This is a genomic window from Pseudomonas sp. P20 (genome assembly GCF_016463925.1).
Classification (GTDB): Bacteria; Pseudomonadota; Gammaproteobacteria; order Pseudomonadales; family Pseudomonadaceae; genus Pseudomonas; species Pseudomonas aeruginosa.
The window spans coordinates 205,826-231,193 of record NZ_JAEMVM010000016.1 but is presented as its reverse complement, the minus strand read 5'-3'; the positions used below and the strand labels follow the sequence as shown (position 1 = coordinate 231,193).

The 25,368-nt window shown below is 68.7% G+C and carries 26 protein-coding genes; 6 read left to right on the top strand and 20 right to left on the bottom strand.

All coding sequences use genetic code 11. From position 1 onward, the window contains the following. Positions 1 to 24 precede the first annotated feature (24 nt). Together JHD77_RS21880 and JHD77_RS21875 are read right to left on the bottom strand one after the other, a co-directional pair. Entirely contained in the window at positions 25 to 951 is a 927-nt protein-coding gene (locus JHD77_RS21880) for an iron-sulfur-binding ferredoxin reductase (protein WP_003101153.1), read from the bottom strand. Then, on the bottom strand, positions 944 to 2,071 hold the full coding sequence (locus JHD77_RS21875) for a GGDEF domain-containing protein (protein WP_003101151.1): 1,128 nt from the start codon (positions 2,069 to 2,071) through the stop codon (positions 944 to 946). Before JHD77_RS21875 ends, JHD77_RS21880 begins: the two co-directional genes overlap by 8 nt. Before the next feature lie 277 nt (positions 2,072 to 2,348). Here JHD77_RS21875 and JHD77_RS21870 point away from each other — a divergent pair, with 277 nt between their 5' ends. Further along, positions 2,349 to 3,872, top strand: a complete 1,524-nt coding sequence (locus tag JHD77_RS21870) for a fumarate hydratase (protein WP_003093938.1) — start codon at positions 2,349 to 2,351, stop codon at positions 3,870 to 3,872. Between the two features lie 96 nt (positions 3,873 to 3,968). Here JHD77_RS21870 and JHD77_RS21865 read toward each other — a convergent pair whose 3' ends face one another. The 16 genes from JHD77_RS21865 to JHD77_RS21790 all read right to left on the bottom strand — a co-directional run bounded on the left by JHD77_RS21865 (position 3,969) and on the right by JHD77_RS21790 (position 19,282). Next, positions 3,969 to 5,276, bottom strand: a complete 1,308-nt coding sequence (locus JHD77_RS21865) for an Nramp family divalent metal transporter (protein WP_073624752.1) — start codon at positions 5,274 to 5,276, stop codon at positions 3,969 to 3,971. A gap of 83 nt (positions 5,277 to 5,359) precedes the next feature. Continuing rightward, positions 5,360 to 5,668, bottom strand: a complete 309-nt coding sequence (locus JHD77_RS21860; protein WP_003093942.1) for a ribbon-helix-helix domain-containing protein — start codon at positions 5,666 to 5,668, stop codon at positions 5,360 to 5,362. Positions 5,669 to 5,688: 20 nt separating this feature from the next. Then, positions 5,689 to 6,273, bottom strand: a complete 585-nt coding sequence (locus JHD77_RS21855) for a DJ-1/PfpI family protein (RefSeq protein WP_019485779.1) — start codon at positions 6,271 to 6,273, stop codon at positions 5,689 to 5,691. A 103-nt stretch (positions 6,274 to 6,376) separates the two neighbouring features. Beyond that, positions 6,377 to 6,988 carry a DUF2846 domain-containing protein gene (locus tag JHD77_RS21850; RefSeq protein ID WP_003101143.1) on the bottom strand — a complete coding sequence of 204 codons (612 nt, stop codon included), beginning with the start codon at positions 6,986 to 6,988 and terminating at the stop codon, positions 6,377 to 6,379. 93 nt (positions 6,989 to 7,081) lie between these two features. Further along, a complete protein-coding gene (locus JHD77_RS21845; protein WP_031755902.1) occupies positions 7,082 to 8,362 on the bottom strand; it encodes an acyltransferase family protein in 1,281 nt (426 codons plus the stop codon). A 99-nt stretch (positions 8,363 to 8,461) separates the two neighbouring features. Then, entirely contained in the window at positions 8,462 to 9,541 is a 1,080-nt protein-coding gene (locus JHD77_RS21840; RefSeq protein WP_003120863.1) for a phospholipase D-like domain-containing protein, read from the bottom strand. Positions 9,542 to 9,615: 74 nt separating this feature from the next. After that, positions 9,616 to 10,188, bottom strand: coding sequence for a YceI family protein (locus JHD77_RS21835; RefSeq protein WP_003093949.1), 573 nt, complete (start codon positions 10,186 to 10,188; stop codon positions 9,616 to 9,618). Positions 10,189 to 10,252: 64 nt separating this feature from the next. Continuing rightward, complete coding sequence (locus tag JHD77_RS21830; protein WP_003093951.1) at positions 10,253 to 11,023, bottom strand: IclR family transcriptional regulator; 771 nt, start codon at positions 11,021 to 11,023, stop codon at positions 10,253 to 10,255. A 99-nt stretch (positions 11,024 to 11,122) separates the two neighbouring features. Further along, the gene (locus tag JHD77_RS21825; protein WP_031755903.1) at positions 11,123 to 12,607 is read right to left on the bottom strand and encodes an amidase; all 1,485 of its coding nucleotides are present in this window, start codon (positions 12,605 to 12,607) and stop codon (positions 11,123 to 11,125) included. After that, positions 12,608 to 13,927, bottom strand: coding sequence for a citrate-proton symporter (locus tag JHD77_RS21820; protein ID WP_003110047.1), 1,320 nt, complete (start codon positions 13,925 to 13,927; stop codon positions 12,608 to 12,610). Between the two features lie 37 nt (positions 13,928 to 13,964). Continuing rightward, a complete protein-coding gene (locus JHD77_RS21815) occupies positions 13,965 to 15,185 on the bottom strand; it encodes a M20 aminoacylase family protein (protein WP_023084721.1) in 1,221 nt (406 codons plus the stop codon). 164 nt (positions 15,186 to 15,349) lie between these two features. Beyond that, positions 15,350 to 15,940 (bottom strand): YceI family protein, encoded by a 591-nt coding sequence (locus JHD77_RS21810; protein ID WP_003120867.1) that lies wholly within the window; start codon positions 15,938 to 15,940, stop codon positions 15,350 to 15,352. 60 nt (positions 15,941 to 16,000) lie between these two features. After that, positions 16,001 to 16,336, bottom strand: coding sequence for a hypothetical protein (locus tag JHD77_RS21805; RefSeq protein WP_003093963.1), 336 nt, complete (start codon positions 16,334 to 16,336; stop codon positions 16,001 to 16,003). Then, positions 16,333 to 17,448 (bottom strand): serine hydrolase domain-containing protein, encoded by a 1,116-nt coding sequence (locus JHD77_RS21800; protein WP_003101127.1) that lies wholly within the window; start codon positions 17,446 to 17,448, stop codon positions 16,333 to 16,335. Before JHD77_RS21800 ends, JHD77_RS21805 begins: the two co-directional genes overlap by 4 nt. Before the next feature lie 67 nt (positions 17,449 to 17,515). Beyond that, positions 17,516 to 18,301: an MBL fold metallo-hydrolase gene (locus JHD77_RS21795; protein WP_003093967.1), complete on the bottom strand. Its 786-nt coding sequence runs from the start codon at positions 18,299 to 18,301 to the stop codon at positions 17,516 to 17,518. 84 nt (positions 18,302 to 18,385) lie between these two features. Continuing rightward, positions 18,386 to 19,282: an acyl-CoA dehydrogenase family protein gene (locus tag JHD77_RS21790; RefSeq protein WP_003093969.1), complete on the bottom strand. Its 897-nt coding sequence runs from the start codon at positions 19,280 to 19,282 to the stop codon at positions 18,386 to 18,388. 202 nt (positions 19,283 to 19,484) lie between these two features. Here JHD77_RS21790 and olsB point away from each other — a divergent pair, with 202 nt between their 5' ends. Both olsB and olsA read left to right on the top strand, forming a co-directional pair. Further along, entirely contained in the window at positions 19,485 to 20,240 is a 756-nt protein-coding gene (gene olsB, locus JHD77_RS21785) for an L-ornithine N(alpha)-acyltransferase (RefSeq protein ID WP_003093970.1), read from the top strand. Continuing rightward, the gene (gene olsA / locus JHD77_RS21780) at positions 20,240 to 21,016 is read left to right on the top strand and encodes a lyso-ornithine lipid O-acyltransferase (RefSeq protein WP_003103796.1); all 777 of its coding nucleotides are present in this window, start codon (positions 20,240 to 20,242) and stop codon (positions 21,014 to 21,016) included. The genes olsB and olsA overlap by 1 nt, the downstream gene beginning before the upstream one ends. On the opposite strand, the gene JHD77_RS21775 is transcribed toward olsA, so the two are convergent. Further along, positions 21,013 to 21,873, bottom strand: coding sequence for a universal stress protein (locus tag JHD77_RS21775; protein ID WP_003093974.1), 861 nt, complete (start codon positions 21,871 to 21,873; stop codon positions 21,013 to 21,015). The two genes, olsA and JHD77_RS21775, sit on opposite strands and share 4 nt — an antisense overlap. Before the next feature lie 149 nt (positions 21,874 to 22,022). Next, the gene (locus tag JHD77_RS21770; protein WP_191519332.1) at positions 22,023 to 22,595 is read right to left on the bottom strand and encodes an acyl carrier protein phosphodiesterase; all 573 of its coding nucleotides are present in this window, start codon (positions 22,593 to 22,595) and stop codon (positions 22,023 to 22,025) included. Positions 22,596 to 22,747: 152 nt separating this feature from the next. On the opposite strand from JHD77_RS21770, the gene pyeR reads away from it, so the two are divergent. From pyeR to JHD77_RS21755, 3 genes are read left to right on the top strand one after another with little or no spacing between them, the layout of a single operon-like run. Continuing rightward, positions 22,748 to 23,050: an ArsR family transcriptional repressor PyeR gene (gene pyeR / locus JHD77_RS21765; RefSeq protein ID WP_003093978.1), complete on the top strand. Its 303-nt coding sequence runs from the start codon at positions 22,748 to 22,750 to the stop codon at positions 23,048 to 23,050. Positions 23,051 to 23,098: 48 nt separating this feature from the next. After that, positions 23,099 to 24,265, top strand: coding sequence for an MFS transporter (locus JHD77_RS21760; protein WP_003103801.1), 1,167 nt, complete (start codon positions 23,099 to 23,101; stop codon positions 24,263 to 24,265). A gap of 36 nt (positions 24,266 to 24,301) precedes the next feature. Continuing rightward, the gene (locus JHD77_RS21755) at positions 24,302 to 25,354 is read left to right on the top strand and encodes an alkene reductase (RefSeq protein ID WP_003103810.1); all 1,053 of its coding nucleotides are present in this window, start codon (positions 24,302 to 24,304) and stop codon (positions 25,352 to 25,354) included. The last annotated feature ends 14 nt before the right edge of the window (positions 25,355 to 25,368 follow it).

The following is a 25,368-nucleotide window of genomic DNA, read 5'->3' as shown; positions in this document are numbered from 1 at the left end:
GCAAGGCACCGCCACCGCGCCGCGTCAGGCGTGGGGCAGGAACAGGTCCGCCAGGGTCTGGCTACGCGGTACGCCGGCCAGGTAGAGATGCCGGGCGAAGCGTTCGACACTGGCGGGTTGGCCGCAGAGTAAGGCCATGCTGCGCCGCGGAACAAGGCGGAGATCGGCCAAGGCAGAGGGCAACTGCGCCGCCGACACCAGGTTGACGCGCACTTGCGGATGACGCCCGGCCAACTCCGCCAACTCGCTCGCCAGGTAGTGGTCGCGCGCCAGGTGCAGCAACTGGATCGGCGCCTGGTGTTCCGCGCGCAAGGCCTCGCGAAGTATCCCCCAGAGCGGCGCCAGCCCGGTGCCGGCGGCCATCAGCAACAGCGGTCGCTCCTGCCAGTCCGGCTCGTAGCGCAACGCCCCGCCGCGCAACTCGCCCAGACGCAGGAGCGCGCCAGGCGCCAGGCGCCGGGCGCGGTCGCAGAACGCGCCGGGAGCGCTACAGTCGATGTGGAACTCCAGCCATGGGTCCTCGTGAGGCAGGCTGGCCAGCGAATAGGGACGCGCCACGCCATCGTCGCTCCACAGCAGCAGGTGCTGCCCGGCGCGATAGCGCAAGGGCCGCTCCGGCTCCAGGCGCAGGCGCAGCACATCGCCCAGCCAGTGGCAGGCGACGACCCTGGCCGGCAGCCCGTCGCGCTCAGGATCGAAAGGCTGCAACACGAGGTCGCCGAGCACCCGGCACTGACAGGCCAGCCGCCAGCCCGCTTCGCGCCGTGCCGGATCGAGCGCCTCCGGGAGGGTGTCGTCCACCTCGCCCTGCAGGCAATGCACCAGGCAGGCGTGGCAACTGCCGGCGCGGCAGCTATGGGGCACGGCGATGCCGCCGGCGAGCAGCGCATCCAGCAGGTTGCTGCCGGCGGCGACGGCAAGGCGTCGCTCGCCGACCCGTATGTCAGGCACTGGTGACCTCCCAGGTGGCGTCGCAGCGGTTTCGTCCGCCGCGCTTGGCACGGTAGAGCGCCTGGTCGGCCCGCTGCAAGGCCTCGTCGAGATCGTCGTCGGCATACAGCAGGGTCATGCCCACCGAAAGGCTCAGGGTATCCACCGTGACCCCGACCGGTTCCGCCTGTTGGAACGCCAGGCGCAGGCGCTCGCAACAGCTTTCCAGCTGTTCCGCGTCGGCGTGGGGCAGCAGCAGGACGAACTCCTCGCCGCCGTAACGGGCCAGGACGTCGCCATCGCGCAGACAGGAACGCGCCACCGCGGCGAAGGTCTGCAGGACCCGATCGCCGGCGGCGTGGCCGTGGCGGTCGTTGATCCGCTTGAAGTGATCGAGGTCGATCAGCGCCAGGCCGTGCTGCCGGTTCGGCAGCAGGTCTTCCAGCGCCCGGCTGGCCATGCGCATGAAATGCCGGCGGTTGAACAGACCGGTGAGTTCGTCGGTGGCCACCAGGTCTTCCAGTTGGCGCATCATGCCGCGCAGCGTGTCCTGGTGCGCCTGCAAGGCATAGCGGCGCTGGCGCATGCGTTGCCGCATCGCCTGTATGTAGCTGGCGAACAGGCTCAGCCAGACCATTACGATGAACATCACGAGCACCTGCAATGCAGCCCGGCCCGGTAGCTCGAGACGCTGCTGCAAGGCCTCTACCAGGTAGATGCCGGAAAAAGCGATGAACGCCAGCGCCGCACAGCGGGCGAAGACCCGCGGCGGCAGTTGGAACACGCCGAACAGCAGGGCCAGCACGTAGAACACCATGAAGGTGCCGCGCAGGCTGTCGACGTGGTAGAGGAAATAGGTCAGCCAGGCGATCGCCACCAGCACCTGCGGCTCGGTCAGGCTGGGATCGGCGTAACGCAGGTTGCGACCGCTGGCGAACAGCCAGAGGAAGGCCAGTTGGCAAGCCACCACCAGGGTGGTGCTGGCCGCCGCGGTGGTCGGCGCTGCGCGGTAGAAGCCGCTGAGTAGCGCCAGCCAGAGCAGGACCAGACCGAGCAGGTAGGTGCCTGCGGCCATGCCGAACCGGCGGAGCAAGAGCTTTTGCAGCGCACGCTGTTTCAGAGGAGGCTTGTCTGTGCGCATGGGCTCCGTCCCGTAATGGCACCTGGCCGCAATGTACCCTGCCCCCTGCGGGTTGCCTAGTCGAACGAACTGCCAGCTAGCGGACCGCGGATTTATCGGCCGACCAGCCGGCTGGCCGACCAAGGTCTGATCGTCGGCGCGTGCGCCCGTCTCGCCGGAACGGCTATACTGTCGCGCCTTTTTTGCGCCGGTGCCTGACCGGCGCGCTCCTCGGCTGCGGCCGGCTCCGTGACCCTGCCCCGCATCCGAATTACCCGCCTGAAGAGGACCGTGCTCCATGGCCGTGATCAAGCAAGACGACCTGATCCAGAGCGTCGCCGATGCCCTGCAGTTCATCTCCTACTACCACCCGGTCGATTTCATCCAGGCCATGCATGAGGCCTACCTGCGCGAAGAATCGCCGGCTGCCCGCGACTCCATGGCGCAGATCCTGATCAACTCGCGCATGTGCGCCACCGGCCACCGCCCGATCTGCCAGGACACCGGGATCGTCACCGTGTTCGTCCGGGTCGGCATGGACGTGCGCTGGGACGGCGCTACCATGAGCGTCGACGATATGATCAACGAAGGCGTGCGCCGCGCCTACAACCTGCCGGAGAACGTCCTGCGCGCCTCGATCCTGGCCGACCCGGCCGGCGCGCGGAAGAACACCAAGGACAACACGCCGGCGGTGATCCACTACTCCATCGTTCCCGGCGACAAGGTCGAGGTCGATGTCGCGGCCAAGGGCGGCGGCTCGGAGAACAAGTCGAAGATGGCCATGCTCAACCCGTCCGACTCGATCGTCGACTGGGTGCTGAAGACCGTACCGACCATGGGCGCCGGCTGGTGCCCGCCGGGCATGCTCGGCATCGGCATCGGCGGTACCGCGGAGAAAGCAGCGGTGATGGCGAAGGAGGTCCTCATGGACCCGATCGACATCCACGAACTGAAGGCCCGCGGCCCGCAGAACCGCATCGAGGAACTGCGCCTGGAGCTGTTCGAGAAGGTCAACCAGCTGGGCATCGGTGCCCAGGGCCTGGGCGGCCTGACCACCGTGCTCGACGTCAAGATCATGGACTACCCGACCCACGCCGCCTCGCTGCCGGTGTGCATGATCCCCAACTGCGCCGCGACCCGCCACGCCCACTTCGTGCTCGACGGCTCCGGCCCCGCCGAACTGGAAGCGCCGTCGCTCGACGCCTACCCGGAGATCGTCTGGGAAGCCGGCCCGTCCGCGCGCCGCGTCGACCTGGACAAGATCACCCCGGAAGAGGTGCAAAGCTGGAAACCGGGCGAGACCCTGCTGCTCAACGGCAAGATGCTCACCGGCCGCGACGCCGCGCACAAGCGCATGGTCGACATGCTGAACAAGGGCGAAACGCTGCCGGTGGACCTGAAAGGCCGCTTCATCTATTACGTCGGCCCGGTCGATCCGGTCGGCGACGAGGTGGTCGGCCCGGCCGGTCCCACCACCGCCACCCGGATGGACAAGTTCACCCGCCAGATCCTCGAACAGACCGGCCTGCTGGGCATGATCGGCAAGTCCGAGCGCGGTCCCATCGCCATCGAGGCGATCAAGGACAACAAGGCGGTATACCTGATGGCCGTCGGCGGCGCCGCCTACCTGGTCGCCCAGGCGATCAAGAAGTCCAAGGTGCTGGCCTTCGCCGAACTGGGCATGGAAGCGATCTACGAGTTCGAGGTAAAGGACATGCCGGTCACCGTCGCGGTTGACACCAACGGCGAGTCGGTGCACATCACCGGCCCGGCGGTCTGGCAGAAGAAGATCGCCGAAAGCCTGGCGGTCGAGGTCAAGTAAGCCTGCTCCGTCCCTGAAAAAGCCCGGCCCCGCGCCGGGCTTTTTCGTACGGCCACTGGCCGGAGCCTGGGCTGGCAGCGCCGCAGGCGCCTTGGTTCAGCCGAACCAGAAATACAGCAAGGTCAGGTTCGCCGCCGAGATCAGGCCGAACAACGACCAGGCCAGCGCGCTGACCCAGCGCGGGTTGACGAACTCCCCCATGAGGCCCCGGTCGCTGCTGAAGCGAATCAGCGGCCACAGGGCGAACGGCAATTGCAGGCTGAGCACCACCTGGCTGAGCACCAGCAGCTTGCCTACCGCGGCTTCGCCCAGCCAGAGCACGCCGATCAAGGCCGGCACCAGGGCCAGGCCGCGGGTGATCAGGCGCCGCTGCCAGCAGGGAATCTTCGCCCGGAGGAAACCCTCCATCACCACCTGCCCGGCAATGGTGCCGGTGAAGGTCGAGCTTTGCCCCGCCGCCAGCAGGGCGAAGCCGAACAGGAAGCTGGCCAGGGCGCCGCCCACCAGCGGGTCGAGCAGGTGGTAGGCGTCCTGGATCTCCACCACCTCGGTGTGGCCGCTGCCGTGGAAAGCCGCGGCGGCGAGGATCAGGATCGCCGCATTGACCAGCAGCGCCAGGGACAGCGAGCCGATGGTGTCGAGCCGGGAAAAGCGGATCGCCGAGCGTTTGCTCGCCGCGTCGTCGCCGCTGACCCGGGTCTGCACCACGGACGAATGCAGGTAGAGGTTGTGCGGCATCACCGTCGCGCCGAGGATGCCGATCGCCAGGTACAGCGGCTCCTGGCTGCTCAGGGTGTCCCAGGATGGCCGCAGGCCGGCGGCGACATCCGGCCAGTAGGGGCCAATCAGCACCAGTTCGACGAAGAAACACGCGCCGATGGTCGCGATCAGCCCCAGCACTATGGCCTCCAGGCGGCGGAAGTTGGCGCCCTGCAGGGCCAGCACGATCAGGGTATCGAAGGCGGTGAGGACCACCCCGGTGGTAATCGAGACTCCCAGCAGCAGGTGGAAGGCCAGCGCCGCGCCGAGCACCTCGGCAAGGTCGGTGGCGACGATCGACAGCTCCGCCAGCAGCCATTGGCCACGCGCTACGCCAGGGCGGTAGCGCTCCCGGGAGAGCTGCGCGAGGTCGCGGCCGGTGGCGATCCCCAGGCGCGAACAGAGGCTTTGCAGGAGCATCCCGGAAAAGCTCGCCAGCACCACCACGAACAGCAGCGCGTAGCCGAAGCGCGAGCCCGCCTCGATGGCGGTGGCCCAGTTGCCGGGGTCCATGTAGCCGACCGAGACCAGCAGGCCGGGGCCGACGAACAGCGCCAGCTTGCGCAGCGGCGAGGCGTCGGCCGGCACCGCCACGCTGTGGCTGACCGCCGAGGGACAGAACGGCGCGGTGGCCGTGGTGGGCAGGGAGTATTTCACGAGGCGACGCCGGATCGGGGAGGAAGTGCGACCAGCCTAAACGTTTCACCCCGGTCGCGTCTTCCCTCCCCTCAGGCCTGGGCGCGCTGGCCGACCAGGCTCAGCTCGGCGACCTTCTCGCGCCGCTGCGCCAGGTAGCGGGTGCAACTGACACGCAGGAAGGAGGCGAAGTTGAGCACCTCGCCGCGATAGTCCATCACTTCCTCGTAGAGCTTGGTGATCAACTGGTTGGTGCTCAGGCCCTCGCCTTCGGCGATTTCCCGGAGGATGTCCCAGAACTGGTTCTCCAGGCGCAGGGTGGTCACCACCCCGCGGATGCGCAAGGAACGCGAGCGCGATTCATAGAGGATCGGGTCGGCTTTCACATAGAGTTCGCACATGCGCGGGGGTCTCCTGGGCCTCAGTGGCTGATACGGGTGCCGAGCACCTCAAGGAAGCGCGCCAGCCACGCCGGATGCGCCGGCCAGGCCGGCGCAGTGACCAGGTGGCCGTCGACGTGGGCCTGGTCCGACGGAATGTCGACGTACTCGCCGCCGGCCAGCCGCACCTCCGGGGCGCAGGCCGGATAGGCGCTGCACGCCCGCCCTTGCAGGACGCCGGCGGCGGCCAGCAGCTGGGCGCCATGGCAGACCGCGGCGATCGGCTTGCGCGCGGCGTCGAAGGCACGCACCAGAGCCAGCACCTGCTCGTTCAGGCGCAGGTATTCGGGCGCGCGGCCGCCGGGGATCAGCAGGGCATCGTAATCCTCGGCGCGGGCCTGGGCAAAGTCGGCATTGAGGGTGAAGTTGTGGCCCGGCTTCTCACTGTAGGTCTGGTCGCCTTCGAAATCGTGGATGGCGGTGCGCACGCTTTGCCCGGCCCGCTTGTCCGGACACACCGCATGCACCTGGTGGCCCACCATCTGCAGGGCCTGGAACGGGACCATGGTTTCGTAGTCTTCGGCATAGTCGCCGACCAGCATCAGGATCTTCTTCGCAGCCATCACGCGCACTCCTTCGGGCAGGGCCCGGTCATACCGGGGATGCACCTAAGGTAGCCAATCCGCAGGGGGACGCGGGTAATAGACGGTTACTACACGCGTGCCGGGTTCAGATGCCGATCTTGTCCAGGGCCCGCCCGACGCCTTCCCAGAACGAGCGCTGCACGCGTTTCCGGTAGCCGCTGGCGGCGAACTGCATGGGTTCCTGGACCTGGTGGGTAGCGCCGATTTCCGCAGCGCCGAGATCGGCCGCCACCAATTGCAGCGGGCCATCGCCCTCACCCGCCGGGTGCTCGCTCTTCGGTGGCGGGTTGAGTTCGTCGTAGCGCAGGTAGTAGACCGAGCCGGCCCTGGCCTCGAGCATGAAGCTGGCGATGCGGGTGAAATCCATCGGACCGTCGGCGAACAGGGTCCAGAAGCTGCCCGCCAGCGGCCGGCGCATTTCCAGCTTGTAGCTGCCGGTCTCGAACTCGAACGCCAGGTAGCCGTTGCTCGGCAGGCTGCCGATCAGTTCGTTGTTGAGGAAGATCCCCGGCGCCTCGAGTTCCTCGTCCGCCCACTGGCTCCGCGGACGGTAGAGGTAGACGGTGGCGTGGCTGGCATCGGCGCTCGGATGGGCGACGAAGGCCGGTCCGTCCACCGCACCGAAGAACGCGCCGGGCGTGCTGCAGCCGACCAGGCTCGCGACGATCGACAGGGCCAGCGACAGGCTGCGCAGCATGCTCCATCCCTCTTCTTATGGTTATCCGCGCAGCATAACCAGCCGGGTCGGGCCTGCCACCCGTCGAAAGTCCGGTTCGCCGGGAGAACGGCCTCAGGCCGGGCGCGGCACCTTGGCCAGCGCCGGCGCCGGCATCAGCCGGCGCACCAGCCACTTGCGCACCGGCACCACGCCGCGCTCCTGGAACAGCACGCAGAACGCCACCAGCAGGACCAGGAACAGCGGGTAGTAGAGCAGCGACGATGGCAGCGCGGCCGCCGCCTCGGTGCAGGCGCGCCAGTCGTCGAGACAACGCCCCGGCACGGCGATAAGGCGCTCGCTACGGGAGAACAGGGTGAACATCGGCACATGCAGGGCGAACAGCGACAGCGAGGCGGCCCCCAGGCGCGGCGACCAGTGGCGGACGAAAGCGCTCTTCGGGTCGGCGGGCAGCGCGCAAAGGCACACCAGCAGCAACTGGGCCGGCAGCAGCAGGCCGTTGTGCAGCAGGAAGTACCAATGCTTGGCGCCCTGGGTGAACAGGTAGTCGGCCACCAGGAAGGCCGCCACCACCAGCGCCACCAGCGCGGCCAGCAGGCCGCGTCCCGGCACCATGCCGCGGTCGCGGTAGCCGCGGAACAACCCGTAGGCCAGGATGCCGCCAAGGAATTCCGGCAGGCGCAGCAACGGATTGCGATGCAGCAGGCCGGTCCAGGGGATCCCGTAGCTCTCGCTGGCCACCACCAGCACCGGCGGGATCAGGTAGACCAGCCAGACCAGCGCCAGCACCTTCCACTTGTACCGGCTGCGCATCAGCCGCGGGGCGACGAAGGGAAACGCCAGGTAGAAGAACATCAGCGTCGACAGCGACCACAACGGCGCGTTGAAGGTCAGGTAATAGGGATTCCAGGCCTGCAGCAGGAGGATCTGCAGGATGCTGTTGACGAACAGTTCGGTGTTGCTCATCCAGTGCAGGAAGAGTTCCGGGTGGGTGCGGCCGAGCACTTCGTTGGTGTCGTAGATGACGAAGCGCGGGGTGGCCTTGTCCAGCTCGGGACCGATTCCCAGGTGGCTGAGGGCCAGCAACACCAGGATCGACAGCAGCAGGGAGAACAGGTGCAGCGGATAGAGATTGGACAGTCGCTTGGTCCAGAAGCTGCGGGCGCTTTCGCGCAACCGGCCGCTGCGCGCGTAGACATGGGCCAGGAGGAAGCCGGAGAGCACGAAGAAGGTGCTGGTGGCGAAGAACCCCAGGCTGGTGAGTTCATCGAGACCGGGAAACTTCTGCTCTTTCGGATAGGTATGCAGGGTGTGGTACACCACCACGTACAGGCCGAGCAGGAAGCGCAACCATTCCAGTCCGATGAAACGTTCCTTGGAGTCGGGCGTTGCCACGCATCTCTCCTTTGTCATTGTAATGGGCGGTCCGGGGTAGACCCGCAAGCTCCCCGGCAAGTTTCACCGGGCCGGCCAGCGGCTACGAACGGCCGCTCCCTAGCGCCGGCGGTCGAGGAAATTCACCACTACCCGGTCAAGCCAACCCCACAGGCGCTGGTGCAGGCGCATCCACAGGGGTCGCGCGCGCCACATCGCCAGGGTCACCTCGCGGCTGTCGGCGAAGTCCGCCAGCAGGCTCGCCGCCGCCTCATTGGTGAAGTCCGGGTCGAGGGCCTCGAGATTGGCGTCGAGGTTGAAGCGTAGATTCCAATGATCGAAGTTGCAGGAGCCGACGCTCACCCAATCGTCGACCATGACCATCTTCAGGTGCAGGAAGCGCGGCTGGTATTCGTGGATGCGCACGCCGGCGCGCAGCAGGCGCGGGTAGTAGCGCTGCCCGGCATAGCGCACCGGGGCGTGGTCGGTGAGCCGCCCGGCCAGCAGCAGGCGCACCTCCACGCCGCGCTGGGCGGCCTTGCGCAGGGCCCGGCGAACCTTCCAGGTCGGCAGGAAGTACGGCGTCGCCAGCCAGATCCGTCGGCGCGAGCCGTTCAGCGCGCGGACCAGCGATTGCAGGATGTCGCGGTGCTGGCGGGCGTCGGCGTAGGCCACCCGGCCCAACCCACGGGCCGCCCCCGGCTGCGGCGGAAGGCGGGTAAGGGTCATGCCCTCGCGGGGCTTCCAGGCTTTCTCTTCGAGACAGGCCAGCCATTGCCGCTCGAACAGCGCCGCCCAGTCCGCCACCACCGGGCCGTCCATCTCGACCATCACCTCGCGCCAGGCGCTGACGTCGCTGACCGGTTCCCAGAATTCGTCGGTGATCCCGGCGCCGCCGACATAACCGAGGCGCCCGTCCACCAGCAGCAGCTTGCGATGGTCGCGGTAGAGATTGCCGCCAGTCAGCTTCCAGCGCAGCGGGTTGTACAGCCGCAGTTCGCCGCCGGCCTCGCGCAGGCGCTGGATCCAGGCGCTGCCCAGGCCGAGGCAGCCGAAGCCGTCGAACAGGCAGCGCACGGCGACGCCCCGGCGGCGGGCATCCAGCAGGGCGACGAGAAACAGTTCGGCGCAATGCCCGTCTTCCACCAGGTACAGCTCCAGCTCGATGCTCCGCTGCGCCGCCTCGATGGCCAGCAGCATGCGCGGGAAGAACCGCACGCCGTCATTGAGCAGGGCGAAGCGGTTGTCGCTGCGCCAGGGAAAGACCGGGCCGCTCACCGCGAAGTGAAGATCAGCACGGCGCCGACCGGCACCGAGAGCCCGATGCTGCCGGCGCCGGCCAGCTTGCGCAGGGTCTCGATGCCGGGGGCGAGGTCGAAGTCGGCGGCGTCCAGCACCAGCGGCGACAGGGTCACCACCTGGAAGCGATGCTCGTCCAGGCGGGTCACCAACAGGTCGCTGGCGTAGCTCTTGCGCTTGCCGTGCAGGCTGACGGTCACCGGCTGGCGCATTTCCAGTTGCACGCCGTCGGCCAGCTCGACGATCGGCGCCAGGTCGAGCTGGGCGGTGATCTCCGCCTCGGCGAAGCGCTTGGTCTCGAACAGATGCTCGCGGATGCGTTCGTCGCGCAGCGGGATGTCGGTGCTCACCGAGTCCAGCTCGACGCGCAGGCGCGCCTGCCCCTTGTCGTCGACCTTGCCGTGCATGACCAGGAAGCGGCCGACTTCCGAAAGGGTAGCGTTCTTGGTGGAGATGAAACTGAGTCGCGACGACTCGTAGTCCAGGTACCAGGCGGCCTGGACCGGCAAGGCCAGGAGGGCCAGGCCGAGGCAGATCAACTTGTGCATGCGGGCTCCCTTTGCGTCCGGCGCCACCTTAAACCGGCCGCCTGGGAGCAGGCAAACTCCCGCGTCAGTCGAGCGCGTGCTGCAACTGACTGACGGTATCGGCCAGGGTTCCCAGGTGCCGGCGGCGCACCCGTTCGACGCAATCCTGGTCGCGCGGCCAGTGCAGCGCCACGCTGCCGAGCAGGCGACCCTGGGCGCGTACCGGCAAGGCCACCGCGCGGATCAGGAACGGCAGGCGCACCGGATACTCCCAGTGTCCCTCGGTACGCTCGCCGTAGCCCTGGCCGTGGGCCTGCTCGCGGGTGCGCAACCAGAGGTCCTCGTCTACCTGGTGCTGGCGCGCCAGGCGGCGCACCTCGCTGTCTGCCAGTTCGCCCAGGCAGGCCTTGCCCATGGCCGAATGGAACAGGCTGGCGTGCTGGCCGACCACCAGCCGGTTGGCCGGGTAGCGCTTGCGCAGGACGCCGGGCACCGAGCTTTCCGCCACCAGCAGGCGGTCGCCGTCGAGAATCGACAAATCGGCGACCAGCCCGGTTCGCTCGCTCAACTCCACCAGCAGCGGCGCGGAACGCTCCACCACCTGGCAACGGAAGCGCTCGGCGGCGTCACCGTAGAGGCGGGTGGAACGCAGCCGGTAGCGCCGGTCGGTCAAGCCGCGGTACAGCCAGCCCTGCTCCAGCAGGGTATGCAGCAGCCGCGACACCGTGGCCTTGGGCAGTTCGGTCAGGTAATGCAGTTCCTCGAGCCCCAGCGCCTGGTGCTGGCCCAGCAGATCGAGGATCGCCAGCGCCCGCTCCACCGAACGCACGGTTCCCGCCTCTTCTCTTTCCGGCATGACGACACCTCCACCGTCGACAGACCGTTATGGCAAAGCAAGATGCAGGCCCAGGTCATGTAGGAAGAATCTGCGAATACGCCAGCATTGCTCCGCGGCCTAGTCGATTCCCCCTGGAGCCTCGAGCATCGCCGGCGGACGGCGGCTGACCCAACGGGTCAGGCCCTCGTGGGCATGGGCCAGTTGCAGCACCGCCAGGTCGGCCTGCGCCGGGCCGATGATCTGCAATCCCATCGGCAGGCCCGCCGCGCCGAAGCCGATCGGTACGCTGATCGCCGGCAAACCGGCCAGGGTCGGGCCGATCACCACCTCCATCCAGCGGTGATAGGTGTCCATCGGCCGCCCGGCGACCTGCCGCGGCCACGCCGTTTCTGCATCGAAAGGAAACACCTGGGCGCTGGGCAGCAAGAGGAAATCGTAACGTTCGAACAGACGCGCCAGCGCCCGATACCAGTCGCTGCGATCCAGCGAGGCGCGATAGACCTCGGCGGCGCCGAGGCCGAGCCCGGACTCCACTTCCCACTGCGCCTCCGGCTTGAGCCGGAGGCGCCGTGCGGGATCGGCGTAAAGCTCGCCAAGCGAGCCCTGCACCAGCCACTGGCGATGGACCAGCCAGGTGCGCCACAGGCGCTCCAGGGGATAGTCCGGCAGGCACGCCTCGACGTCGCAGCCCAGCTCGGCGAAATCGCCCAGCGCGGCTTCGCAAAGCTCCAGCACGCCCTCCTCCATCGGCAGGTAGCCGGCGTAGTCGCCGAGCCAGCCGAGCCGGGCTCTGCGGAAATCGCGCCCGAGGTCGTCGGCGAACCTGCGCGGATCGTCGCGCAACGACAGCGGACAGCGCGGATCGTAGCCGGCCTGGGTGGCCAGCAGCCGGGCCAGGTCCGCCACGCTGCGCCCCATCGGGCCTTCGGTGGCCAGTTGCTGGACGAACAGTTCCGCTTGCGGGCCGTGCGGCACCCGTCCCTGGGACGGGCGGAAGCCGTAGACGTTGTTGTAGGCGGCGGGGTTGCGCAGCGAACCCATCATGTCGCTGCCGTCGGCCACCGGCAGCATGCGCAGCGCCAGCGCCACCGCCGCCCCACCGCTGCTGCCGCCGGCGATCCGCGCCGGATCGTAGGCATTGCGGGTGGTGCCGAACAGCGGGTTGTAGGTCTGCGAGCCGAGCCCGAACTCCGGTACGTTGGTCTTGCCGATGACGATCGCACCGCTGCTCTTCACCCGCTCGACGACGATGGCGTCGTGCTCCGGCACCTGCCCGGCGAACAGCGGCGAACCCAGGGTGGTAGGAATGCCGGAGGTGGCGGCGAGGTCCTTGATCGCCTGCGGCATGCCGTGCATCCAGCCCAGCCATTCGCCGCGCGCCAGTTGCCGGTCGCGCTCGTCGGCCTGGGCGAGCAGGCGGCTTTCCGCCTGCAGCGAGACGATGGCGTTGACCCGCGGGTTGAACCGTTCGATCTGCGCCAGGTAGGCCTGCATGACCTCGCGGCAGGACAGTTCGCGTCGGCGGATCGCCGCGGACAGCGGCAGCGCGTCAAGCGCGACGATTTCCTCGTGGCCGTCGCTTCGATGGCGGGTGGCGCTCATTCACAGACTCCTTGCCGGCTTGCCCAGGGCCGGTTCACGGGGGCGCGGGGCGGGCGTCGCGCCCTCCCGCAGATAGAGGGTGGCGAGCAGCCCGAGGAAGGCCGCGCCGAGCACGTAGAACGCCGGCGCCACTGGCGAGCCGCCGACCTCGGTGAGCCAGGTGACGATGAACGGAGCGAAACCGCCGAACAGCATCACCGCCAGGTTATACGCCACCGCCAGGCCGGTGGAACGCACCCGCACCGGAAACTGCTCGGCCACCGCGGTCGGCGCCGGGCCGAAGAAGCCGCCGATCGCCGTGCACAGCAACAGTTGCATCAGCAGCAGGCGCCCCAGGCTCGGCGCCGCGGCGACCCAGGCGAACAGCGGATAGACCATGAGCATGAAGGCCAGGGTCGCGACCAGCAGCACCGGGCGCCGCCCGACCCGGTCGGAGAGTCCCCCAGCCAACGGGATCACCAGGGTCATCAGCGCCACCGCAGCCATCTGCACCATGAACACCTCGTCCAGCGGCAGGCCCAACTGCTTGTGGGCGAAGGTCGGCATATTCACCAGCACCACGTAGAAGGACACCGTGCCGATCACCGTCAGGCCCATGCTCACCAGCACGCTGCGCCGGTATTCGCGCAGCACGCCGAGCAGCCCCTGGCGCTCGCCGGGCTCCCGGATGGCTTCGAGGAAGGCCTCGGTCTCGCCCATGTAGCGGCGGATCCACAATCCCACCGGACCGATCAGCAGACCGAACAGGAACGGCACCCGCCAGCCCCAGCTCTCCAGGGCCTCGGCGTCCAGGCAATGGGTGACCAGCGCGCCCATCCCCGCACCGGCGAACACCGCCAGGCACTGGCCGAACAATTGCCAGGAACCGTAGAGACCGCGCCGGTGCGGCGGCGCGCTTTCCACCAGGAAAGCCGTGGCGCTGGCGTACTCGCCGCCGGTGGCGAAACCCTGCAGCATTCGCGCGATCACGATCAGCAACGGTGCGCCGACGCCGATCGCCGCGTAGGTCGGGGCGAAGGCGATCATCGCGATGGACAGCGTCATCAGCAGGATGATCAGTTGCATCGCCGCCTTGCGTCCCCTGCGGTCGGCATACAGGCCGAGCAGGACCCCACCGACCGGACGCATGAAGAAACCGACACCGAAGGTGGCCAGGGCCATCAACAGCGAGGTGTACTCGTCGCCGGAAGGGAAGAACAGCCTGGCGATCAGGCTGGAAAGGAAGCCGTAGACGATGAAGTCGTACCACTCCAGGGCGTTGCCGATCACGGCAGCCGCCACCTGGCGGGTACGCGAGGTACCGCTCGGGCAAGCGTGCATGGGAATCTCCTGGTAACCGGGGGAATGCCGGCGCGGCTCAGGCCGCGCCGTTATTGGCGGCAGTCAGTCGAAGGCCGGACGCCGCGGGGGCGGCCAGCCAGGTCTCGGCGAGCGCGCCCCAATAGGCCGCGCCCCGGACCAGGATGTCGTCGTTGAAGTCATAGGCCGGGTTGTGCACCATCGGCCGTCCTCTGCCGTTGCCGATGAACAGGTAGCTGCCGGGGCAGCGCTGTAGCATCCAGGCGAAGTCCTCGCTGCCCATCAGCTTCGGCGTGTCGCCGTCGACCTGCTCCGCGCCGGCCAGCTCGACCCCGACCTGGCGGGCGAACTCGGTTTCCTCGACGCTGTTGACCAGCACTGGATAGGCCGGGTAGTGCTCGATGCTGGCCTGGCACCCATAGCTGGCGGCCTGCAACTCGATGATCTGGCGAACCCGCTGCAGCACCTGCTCGCGCACCTGGCCGTCGAGCGCCCGCAGGCTCAGGCGCAGCACGGCGCGCTGGGGTATGACGTTGGCCGCCTCGCCGGCCTGCAATGCGCCGACCGTGACCACCGCGGCCCTCTGCGGATCGACGTTGCGCGCCACCACGCTCTGCAGGGCCATCACCGCGCTCGACGCGGCGAGCAACGGATCGACGCTCAGGTGCGGCATCGAACCGTGTCCACCGACGCCCTCCAGGGTGACGCTCAGCAGGTCCTGGGAAGCCATCATCGGTCCCGCGCGGAAGCCCAGGTGCCCGGCCTCCAGTCCCGGCATGTTGTGCATGCCGAACAGCGCATCGCAGGGAAAGCGCTCCAGCAGCCCGTCGGCGAGCATCGCCTCGGCGCCGCCCTGGCCTTCCTCGGCGGGCTGGAAGATCAGTACCAGGGTGCCGTCGAAACGCCGCGTCGCCGCCAGGTAGCGTGCCGCGCCGAGCAGCATCGCGGTGTGTCCGTCGTGGCCGCAGGCGTGCATGCGCCCGCCGTGGCAGCTGCTGTAGCCGAGCCCCGTGGCCTCGACGATCGGCAGCGCATCCATGTCCGCCCGCAGGCCGAGCCGCCGCGTACCGTCGCCCTGGCGGAGGACGCCGACCACGCCGGTGCGGCCGATCCCTTCGTGCACTTCGTAGCCCCAGCCGCGCAGGCATTCGGCGACCAGCGCGGCGGTGCGTCGCTCCTCGAAGCCCAGTTCGGGATGGGCGTGGATGTCCTGGCGCAGGCTACGCAGGTCGTCGGCGACCTCCTCGAGCCAGGCCACGATGTGTCGATGTCGAGCCATGCCGTCTCTCCTCTGGCCGGATTGCGCTCCGGTCTTGTTGGCGGGAGGCCCGGACGCAAGGCCGGCCGGGCGTGGTCACAGCTAAGCGCGGCACGCGGCGAAGGACAACGGAAGGCGGTTCCACTGGGTGGAACCCAAGGCCCGCGCCGCCCTCCGCCGGTACGTCAGAACTGTTCCGGCGGCACTTCGCGGAAGTTCAGCACGGCGAACACCGGTACCTCGGGAGTGATCGAGGGAATATTGGCCATCTCCTTCAAGGGCTTGAGCTTCTCTTCCAGGTCGAAGTCGAGCAGCTTCAGCAGCACCGGCTCCAGGGTCGCCACCTGGACCAGCCCTTCGCCCTGGCGGGTGACCAGCACGTCGGCCTTCAGGCGGCGCTGCTGGCCGTGCAGGTCGAGGGTGAAGTCGAGCTTCTCGACCCGCGACTGGCCGACCCGCAGGTCGTCGAAGCCGGCCATGTCCAGGCGGCTCTCCACGGTGGCCTCGGGGAAGCGCGAGGTTTCGAAGAAGTTGTCCTTCATTCGCTCGTCGCGCAGGGCCAGGCCGCTGTCCAGGGTGCCCAGCGGCACCACGATGCGCGCGACGCCCTGCTTGTCGATCTGGCCGCTGAGACGGTCGAAGCGCTGCACCTCGGCCATCTTCGCGCGTTTCACGGAAACGAAGCTGATCCGCGAGTAATCCGGCTCCAGTTGCCATTCCGCCGCCGACAGCAGCGGGCTGAGGAGCAACAACAGGACACACAATACAACAGGCATTCCACCTCCGGCTTCGGGCCGGCGCCGTCCCTCGCCCCGCGCCCCGACATGCGCCGCCGGTCAGTCCGGCAGCCTGTCCGCCTCGGGCATGAGCCGGCATCCCTCGCGCGGGCCCAGCCAGGCGGCCGTCTGCGTACTGCCGAGGCCGCGGGCGGTCACCCGGCGGCGGGCTTCGTCGTCGAAGAAGCCGCTGATCGGCACGTACTGTTGGGTATAGGCCCGGCAATAGTCCGCGGAGTTCCCCATCACGTAGCGGCAGGAGCAGTACTCCTTGGCCGTATAGGCGCCGATGATGGCGGGAAAGGCCGCCAGGTGGATGCGGTTCTGCCAGGCCCACGCGAGGGCGGCGAGCAGCCCCAGGACGAACAGGAAGAGCAAGGGATGGCGACGGATCATGGCCGCGCCTCCCCGGCGAACGCCGCCTGTGCCAGGCGCAGGAATTCGTTGTGGCGGAAACGCCCGTCGCGGTCGTCGGCGTAGCGCACGATCACCAGCTTCTCCTCGGGCAGCACGTAGAGCGCCTGGCCCCAGTGGCCGAGCGCGGCGAAGGCGGTCTCGGCGACGTCCGGCCAGGGCGCCGGCGCGCCTTTCACCGCACGGTTCAACCACCACTGGCCGCCCGGCACCGCCTCGCCCTCCTCTTCCGCGCTCGGCCGGTAGCGGGCGAAGGGTGTCAGGTTGAACTCGACCCATGCCAGCGGCAGCAGTTGCCGCTCGCGCCAGCGCCCGTGGCGCTGCATCAGCAGGCCGACGCGCGCCAGGTCGCGGGCGCTCATGTAGACGTACGACGAGCCGACGAACGTGCCGGCGGCGTCTCGCTCCCATACCGCCGAACGGATGCCCAGCGGCTCGAACAGCGCGCGCCAGGGGTACTCGGCATAGTCCGCGCCGAGCATGCCGTGGAGGGCCGCCGCCAGCACGTTGCTGTCGCCGCTGGAGTAGCGGAAACGCCGGCCCGGCGGCCGGGCCTGCGGGGTTTCGGCGACGAAGCCGGCCATGTCGTCACGCCCACGGGTGTAGAGCATCGCCACCACGGAGGATTTCAATGGCGCGAACTCGTAGTCCTCCTGCCAGTCCAGCCCGGAAGACCAGTTCAGCAGGTGGCGCAACGTCACCTCGGGATGACGGGCGAACGGCGGGTAGTAGCGCGCCACCGGGTCGTCGAGCTGGAAGCGCCCTTCGCCCTCGGCGACGCCAAGCAGCGTGGCGAGCAGGCTCTTGCTCACCGACCAGGTAAGGTGCGGGGTCTCTGCACGGCTCGGGCCGGCGTAGCGCTCATAGACCAGACGACCGTCGCGGATCACCACTACCGCGTCGGTGCGGATGCCTTTACGACGAACATCGTCGCGACGACCGAAGGCATAGCGCTCGAATGCCTCCAGCGCCGGCCCCGCGGGCTGTTGGGCACGGGGCCAGTCGGTGTCGGGCCAGTCTTCGGCCAGGGCAGGGAGGGCGAATACCAGGGCCAGCGCGGCGAGGGCGCGGCGGGACAACGGCAAAGCGGGCATCGGCGGGCCCTCTCGACGGTCGAGGGGCAACCCTAGCATGGCCTCGATGACGCCAGGAAGCGCGGACTCAGCCTGGCATGCGGTAGTCGTCCGGGCCGAGCAGGTCGATGCCGCACTCGAGGTTCTCGATCCAGTAGAGGAAGGCGCTGATCATTTCCTTGCCGACGAAGGGCCGCCCGTGTTGCGGCACGATCATCTCCACATCCATGTCCCGGACCATCCGCGCCCACAGGCGGCAGATCTTGTTCGCCGCCATGTAGCGGCGATGGAATCCGTCCATGTACTGGATATGCGCGGCGAAATCGCTGACCGGCGCCGCGTCGTCCACCAGCGAGGCGCCCATATCGCCCGAGAAAAGGATCTTGCTCACCGGGTCGTAGAGCTGGAAGTTGCCCACCGAATGCAGGAAATGCGCGGGGATCGCCTTCAACGAGCAGTCGCCGAGAGCGATCGCCTGGCCGCGGTCGGGCAACGGCATGACCCGGTCGTAGGTGTTGATGCCATGGCTGACCGCCAGGTAGTTGGCCGTCAGGTGCGGCAGGAAGCGCGCCCACAGCTTGGAGCAGATCACCCGGGCGCGGGTGTGCAGCAGCCACTTGTCGAGGGCGGCGATGATGTCCGGGTCCTGGTGCGAAGCGAAGATGTAGTCCAGCTCCTGCAGCGGAAAGCGTTTCGACAATTCCAGCGAGAGCGGCGTGTAGGTCAGGTCGCCGCCGGGATCGAGCAGCAGGTACTGGCCGTTGTCGACGATCAGGAACTGGTTGGACTGGACCCCTTCGCCGCTGACGAGGTCATCGAAACACAGGCACTGGTGGCTGCCGTTGTCGAACAGCACGATCGGTTCGCGTCGCATGGTCGGTGAAATCTACTCTGTGCAGGCGCCGAGGAGCATTCCTCGCCGGATGCTGCGCAGGGTAAGCGCCTGCGGCGCGGCGCCTCACTGACCTGGGTCAAGCCCGAGGCGGGTCAAGGCCTTCTCCAGGCGAACTTTGCGGGCCCCGTTGGCAATCGCCAGCAAGCCGCGATCGCGTTGCCACAATGCCTCCCAGGTCGAGGCGTTGGCGGCGAAGGCGGCATCCAGTTGCCCCTCCAGCGCCGAGAACTGTTCGAACAGCCCAGCCAGTACCGCCTGGGTGCCGACGCAGGCGACCGGATGCCGCGCGACCTCGGCGCAGCCGCCGAGGATGCCGGCCAGGCGCAGCAGCAGCGGCGAGGGCCAGCCGCATTCATGGCCGACCCCATAGAGCCAGCCGACCAGCGCCGCCAGCACATGGACATCCTCCAGCAGGCGGAACGGCCTGACGTAGTCGTCCCAACCATCGCCGGGCAGGCGCTCGCAATGGGCACCGTCGAGCAACAGGCGGGAATGCGGCACATCCGGCATCAGCGGCAGCGCCGGCAACGCCTCCAGGCGCGCCCCCGGGGCGCCGGCCAGGACCACCGTCATCGACAGTCGCGGCGGCTGCCCCGGCGCCTCGTCGCGGGCGGCCACCAGCCACCAGGAGGCGCTGTCGCCAGCGGTGACGAAATCCTTTTGTCCATGCAGGACCAGCCCCTCCAGGCGGGTCTGCAGGTCCGCCGGGCGCACGCTGCGCTTCTCGGTCACGCACAGCGCGCCGAGACCTTCCGGCGCCGCCGGCCAGAGCGCGCGCAGGGCCGCCTGGTAGCCGGCGAGGAAGGCCAGGCCCGGACTCGCGGCCAATCGTCCGCCGAGCACCGCCCGCTCCAGGGTGCCAAGACCGTCGGCGCGCGCCAGGGCGGCGGCGTGCCAGTCTTCCAGGGAGCCTTCGGTGGGCAGGCGGTCGAGCGGGCCGAGCAAGCGTTGCCAGGACATGGCGGACTCCAGTGTGGAATGTGTCGGAACCGGCATCCTGCCGAGGGTGCCAGCGTTGAACAACGGCGCGTTACATCCGGCGACAATGTCATACAAGCATCACGCCCCTGTCACAGGGGTGACACCGCGCCTTCCTAGCCTGAGCTTGCACAACAAAGCCGAGCGGCCGCAACCCGCGGCGCCGGCCCAAGGAGGCCCAGGCATGACCCAGACCGCCATTACCCGCGAACCCGTCGCCGGACGCCGCCTGAAGGCCGAGCGCCTGAACGGCGCCCGCGCCCTGCGCGAGGCCCAGGCCCTGCGCTACCGCGTATTCAGCGCCGAGTTCGACGCCAAGCTCGAAGGCGCCGAAGACGGCCTCGACCGCGACGACTACGACCGTCACTGCGCGCACATCGGCGTCCGCGACCTCGACAGCGGCGCCCTGGTGGCCACCACCCGGCTGCTCGACCATCGCGCCGCCGAACGCCTCGGGCGCTTCTACAGCGAAGAGGAGTTCCACCTCTCCGGCCTCGACGCCCTGCACGGCCCGGTCCTGGAGATCGGCCGCACCTGCGTCGCTCCCGAATACCGCAACGGCGCCACCATCGCGGTACTCTGGGGCGAACTCGCCGAGGTCCTCAACGAGGGCGGCTACCGCTACCTGATGGGCTGCGCCAGCATTCCCATGCGCGACGGCGGTATGCAGGCCAAGGCGGTGATGCAGCGGCTGCGCGAACGCTACCTGTGCACCGACTACCTGCAGGCCGAGCCGAAGAACCCGCTGCCGCCGCTGGACGTCCCGGAAAACCTCACCGCCGAGCTGCCGCCGCTGCTCAAGGCCTACATGCGCCTGGGCGCCAAGATCTGCGGCGAGCCCTGCTGGGACCCGGATTTCCAGGTCGCCGACGTGTTCATCCTGCTCAAGCGAGACGAACTCTGCCCGCGCTACGCCCGCCACTTCAAGGCAGCGGTCTGATGGCGCGGCTGCGCCTGCTGCTGCGCAGCGCCCGCCTGCTCGGGCTGGTCGCGCTCGGACTGGGCCTGGCCGCTTGGGTCAGCCTGCGCGAGCGGCTGCCCGGCGCCGACGTCACGCCGTTGCGCCAGCGCCTGACCCGCTGGTGGCTGGCGCGCCTCTGCGCGGCCCTGCCCTTCGAGGTCAGGGTCAGCGGCGAAGCGCCCCGGCAACCCATGCTGTGGGTAGCCAACCATGTGTCCTGGACCGATATCCCGCTGCTCGGCGCCCTGGCGCCGCTGACCTTCCTGTCCAAGGCCGAGGTGCGTGCCTGGCCGCTGGCCGGCTGGCTGGCGGAAAAGGCCGGCACCCTGTTCATCCGCCGCGGCTCGGGCGACAGCCGGCTGATCAACCAGCGCTTGGCCGAACAGCTGCACCGCGGACGCAACCTGCTGATCTTCCCGGAAGGCACCACCACCAACGGCGAAAGCCTGCGCACCTTCCACGGTCGCCTGATGGCCAGCGCCCTGGAAGCCGGCGTGGCGGTGCAGCCGGTGGCGATCAGCTACCGCCGCGACGGCGTGCCCGATGCGCAGGCGCCGTTCATCGGCGACGACGACTTGCTCAGCCACCTCGGCCGCCTGCTGCGCGGCGAGCGCGGCAGCGTGCATATCCAACTGCTGGAACCGATCCCCAGCCAGGGCCTGGACCGCGCCGAACTGGCCCGCCAGGCCCAGCAGGCGGTGCGCCTGGCGCTGTTCGGCACTGCCGCCACTACGCAAACCCGGCGCGCCGCCTAGTCGCGCTTGGGCGGCACCGCCAGCACGTCGCACGGCAGGTCGCCGAGGGCCGCCTCGGCCACGCTGCCGATCAGCGCGCGGCGGAAGCCGGTCAGGCCCTGGGTGCCGAGCACCGTCAACTGCGGCGCCTGGCGGCGTACCTCGGTCATGATCACGTTGATCGGCAAGCCTTCGCCGACGCGCAACTGGATGTCCTCGCGGCCCAGCCCCAGGCCGGCGACGTAGTCGCGCAGCTCGACGTTGGCCTTGAGTTCCTCCTGGTCGACGTAATGCTCGACGCGGTCTTCCTTGATCCCCGAATAACGCATCATGCCTTTGGCGAACGGCTCGAAGGCATGCAGCGCGGTGAGGCTGGCGGCGTCGAGGAAGCCGAGCTGGCCGGCCATCTGCACCGCGCGCGTCGAGGTCGGCGAGAAGTCCAGCGCCAGCAGCACCCGGCGGTACTCCTCTTCCGGCGCACCGGCCGCGCGCAGCACCGGGATCTTCGCATTGCGTACCACCCGCTCCAGGGTGGTGCCGATGAACAGGTCGCGCAGCGGCGTGTGCCGGTGCGCGCCCATCACCAGCAGGTCGGCGCCGATCTCCTCGGCCACCGCGTTGATCACCACCACCGGATCGCCGACCCGCACGATCGCCTTGGACTCGACGCCGAGGCGCTCCTTCAGGGCCTGTCCGTTCACTTCCAGCAGGTTGGCGATGGCCAGCCGTTGCGGCGCGATCAGCACCGGCGGCTGGTCGTCGTCGAGCACGTTCAGCACGGTCAGTTCGGCATTCCTCGCCTTGGCCAGCGCCGCGGCGCGCATGACCGCCAGCTCGGAACGCGAGGACAGGTCGGTCGCCACCAGGATTCGTTTCATCTTCCACCTCCATTGGCAGAGCGTTGAACGTCGGCCCCATTGAACGATCGACGCGACCGCTGCCGGTTGATGTGCATCAAGCGGATGCTTCGGACTGAAACAATTGATAGGTGATTCCGCCGGCCGGGCCAATGGCCGCTGCGCCAGGCTCAGCGCTGGCTCAGGGCGAAAGCCTGGAGTTGCGGGTAGAAGGCGCGGAAATCCGCGCTCAGGTCATCGTAGCGCTGGGCCAGTTCTTCCCAGGAACCGTCCAGCAGGTGCGGTCGCGACAGCCTCCGCGACATGCCGCCCAGCACTTCGCGCAAGACCGCGAACTCGCGGTAGCTGCCCAGCCAGTCCTGGGCCGCCATCCGCGGCGCGATGCGCGCCAGGCGCTCCGGCAGCGGCGAGGCGGTGCGCAGAGTGCCGTAGACCCGCTCGACGAACTGCGGCAGCGGTTCGTCGGCGTAGTCGTTCCAGTCGCGCGCCAGGCAGTGGTCGAAGAACACGTCCAGCAGGACGCCGGCGAAACGCCGGCGCTCCAGCGGGAAGCGCCGCTTGGCCGCACGCACCAGTGGATGGCTGTCGGTGAAGGCGTCGATGCGCCGGTGCAACTGGATGGCCCGCTCGATCTCGCCCGGCCATTGTCCCTGCAGGCGGCCCTTGACGAAGTCGCCGTACAGGCTGCCGAGCAGTTGGGCCGGTTGCGGGCCGCCGAGGTGGAGATGCGCGAGGTAGTTCATGCGGGCTAGCTTACCCCAGGGACGGAACCGTCGTTTCGATCATCGTCATCAGCCCTGTCGATAGCGACTATCGTCGCAATCGATCCCCATATCGTCCCACACCGATATATAGTTCGTCCCAACCCGATATGGACGGCCAACGGACCACCGCCATGCCACTGGACATCGACGAAATCATCAAGGCTCTCTCCCACCCGGTGCGACGCGACATGCTGCGCTGGCTGAAGGAACCGGAGAAGTACTTCGTCGAGCAGGACCACCCGTTCGAGATCGGCGTCTGCGCCGGCAAGTTCGACCAGCGTACCGGTCTCTCCCAGTCCACCGTGTCGGTACACCTCGCCACCCTGCAACGCGCCGGTCTGGTGACCAGCCGCCGGGTCGGCCAGTGGAATTTCTTCAAGCGCAACGAGGAGACCATCCAGGCCTTCCTCGACCAACTCGGCGACGAGCTGTAAGCAGCACTCGCTTCCACCCCACCACCTCGCAGTCCAGGAGCTCGACCGATGCCGGCGTCTCTTCTCGTCCTCGCTTTATCCGCCTTTGCCATCGGTACCACCGAATTCGTCATCATGGGCCTGCTGCCGCAGGTCGCCGGCGACCTGCGGGTATCCATTCCCAGCGCCGGCTGGCTGATCAGCGGCTACGCCTTCGCCGTGGCCTTCGGCGCCCCGTTGATGGCCATGGCCACCGCCCGCCTGGAACGCAAGAAAGCCCTGCTCGCGCTGATGGGCATCTTCATCGTCGGCAACCTGCTCTGCGCGGTGGCCGCCAACTACGGCCTGCTGATGCTGGCGCGGATCGTCACCGCGCTCTGCCATGGCGCCTTCTTCGGCATCGGCTCGGTGGTCGCCGCCAGCCTGGTGGCGCCGAACCGCCGCGCTTCCGCCGTGGCCCTGATGTTCACCGGCCTGACCCTGGCCAACGTGCTCGGCGTGCCGCTGGGTACCGCGCTCGGCCAGGAAGCCGGCTGGCGCGCGACCTTCTGGGTGGTGACCCTGATCGGCGTGGTCGCCTTCGTCGGCCTGGCCAGGGTGCTGCCAAACGACCGCGAGGAAGAGAAGGTCGACCTGCGCCAGGAAATGTCCGCGCTGAAGAACCCGTCGCTGTGGCTGGCCCTGGGCACCACCGTGCTGTTCGCCGCCTCGATGTTCGCCCTGTTCACCTACGTCGCGCCGCTGCTCGGCGAAGTCACCGGGGTCAGCCCGCGCGGCGTGACCTGGACCCTGCTGCTGATCGGCGTCGGCCTGACCGTCGGCAACGTGATCGGCGGCCGCCTCGCCGACTGGCGCCTGGGCACCACCATGGCCGCGGTGTTCGCCGCCATGGCGCTGGTCTCGGCGCTGTTCAGCTGGACCAGCCAGGCCCTGCTGCCGGCGGAAATCACCCTGTTCTTCTGGGCCGCCGCCGCCTTCGCCGCGGTGCCCGCACTGCAGGTCAACGTGGTCCGCGTCGGGCATGCCGCGCCGAACCTGGTGGCGACCCTGAACATCGGCGCCTTCAACGTCGGCAACGCGCTCGGCGCCTGGGTCGGCGGCAGCGTCATCGACCACGGCCTGGGCCTGACCCGCGTGCCGCTGGCCGCCGCCGCGCTGGCCGCGCTGGCGCTGCTGGCCACCCTGATCGCCTTTTCCGGAAACGGCCGCGCCCAGGCGCAGCCGGTCCTCGATTGATCCCCTGTCCGTCTATTCCCTAGTGGAGGATGTTCCATGGCTACTCTGTTCGATCCCATCGTGCTCGGCGACCTCGAGCTGCCCAACCGCATCGTCATGGCGCCGCTGACCCGCTGCCGCGCCGATGAAGGCCGCGTGCCCAACGCCCTGATGGCCGAGTACTACGCCCAGCGCGCCGATGCCGGCCTGATCCTCAGCGAGGCCACCGCGGTCACGCCGATGGGCGTGGGCTACCCCGACACCCCCGGCATCTGGTCCGATGACCAGGTCCGTGGCTGGAGCAACGTGACCAAGGCGGTGCACGCCGCCGGCGGGCGCATCTTCCTGCAACTCTGGCACGTCGGGCGGATTTCCGATCCGCTCTACCTGAATGGCGAGCTGCCGGTGGCGCCGAGCGCCATCGCCGCCGAGGGGCACGTCAGCCTGGTGCGCCCGAAGCGTCCCTACGTCACCCCGCGCGCGCTGGACACCGAGGAGATCGCCGACATCGTCGAGGCCTACCGCCAGGGCGCCGAGCGGGCCAAGGCCGCCGGCTTCGACGGCGTGGAGATCCACGGCGCCAACGGCTACCTGCTCGACCAGTTCCTCCAGGACAGCACCAACAAGCGCACCGACCGCTACGGCGGCTCCATCGAGAACCGCGCGCGCCTGCTGCTGGAGGTCACCGACGCGGCGATCTCCGTATGGGGCGCCCAGCGCGTCGGCGTACACCTGGCGCCGCGTGCCGACTCCCACGACATGGGCGATTCCAACCGCCTGGAAACCTTCAGCCATGTCGCCCGTGAGCTGGGCAAGCGCGGCATCGCCTTCATCTGCGCCCGCGAAGCGCAGGCCGACGACAGCATCGGCGTAGCCCTGAAGAAAGCCTTCGGCGGACCCTACATCGCCAACGAGCAGTTCACCCTCGACAGCGCCAACGCCATCCTGGCCAAGGGCGACGCCGATGCGGTGGCCTTCGGCGTCCCCTTCATCGCCAACCCGGACCTGGTCGAACGCCTGCGCCAGGGCGCCGAACTGAACCCGCCGCGCCCGGAAACCTTCTATACCGGCGGTACCGAAGGCTACCTGGACTATCCGACCCTGGCCTGATCGCGCCAGCCAGG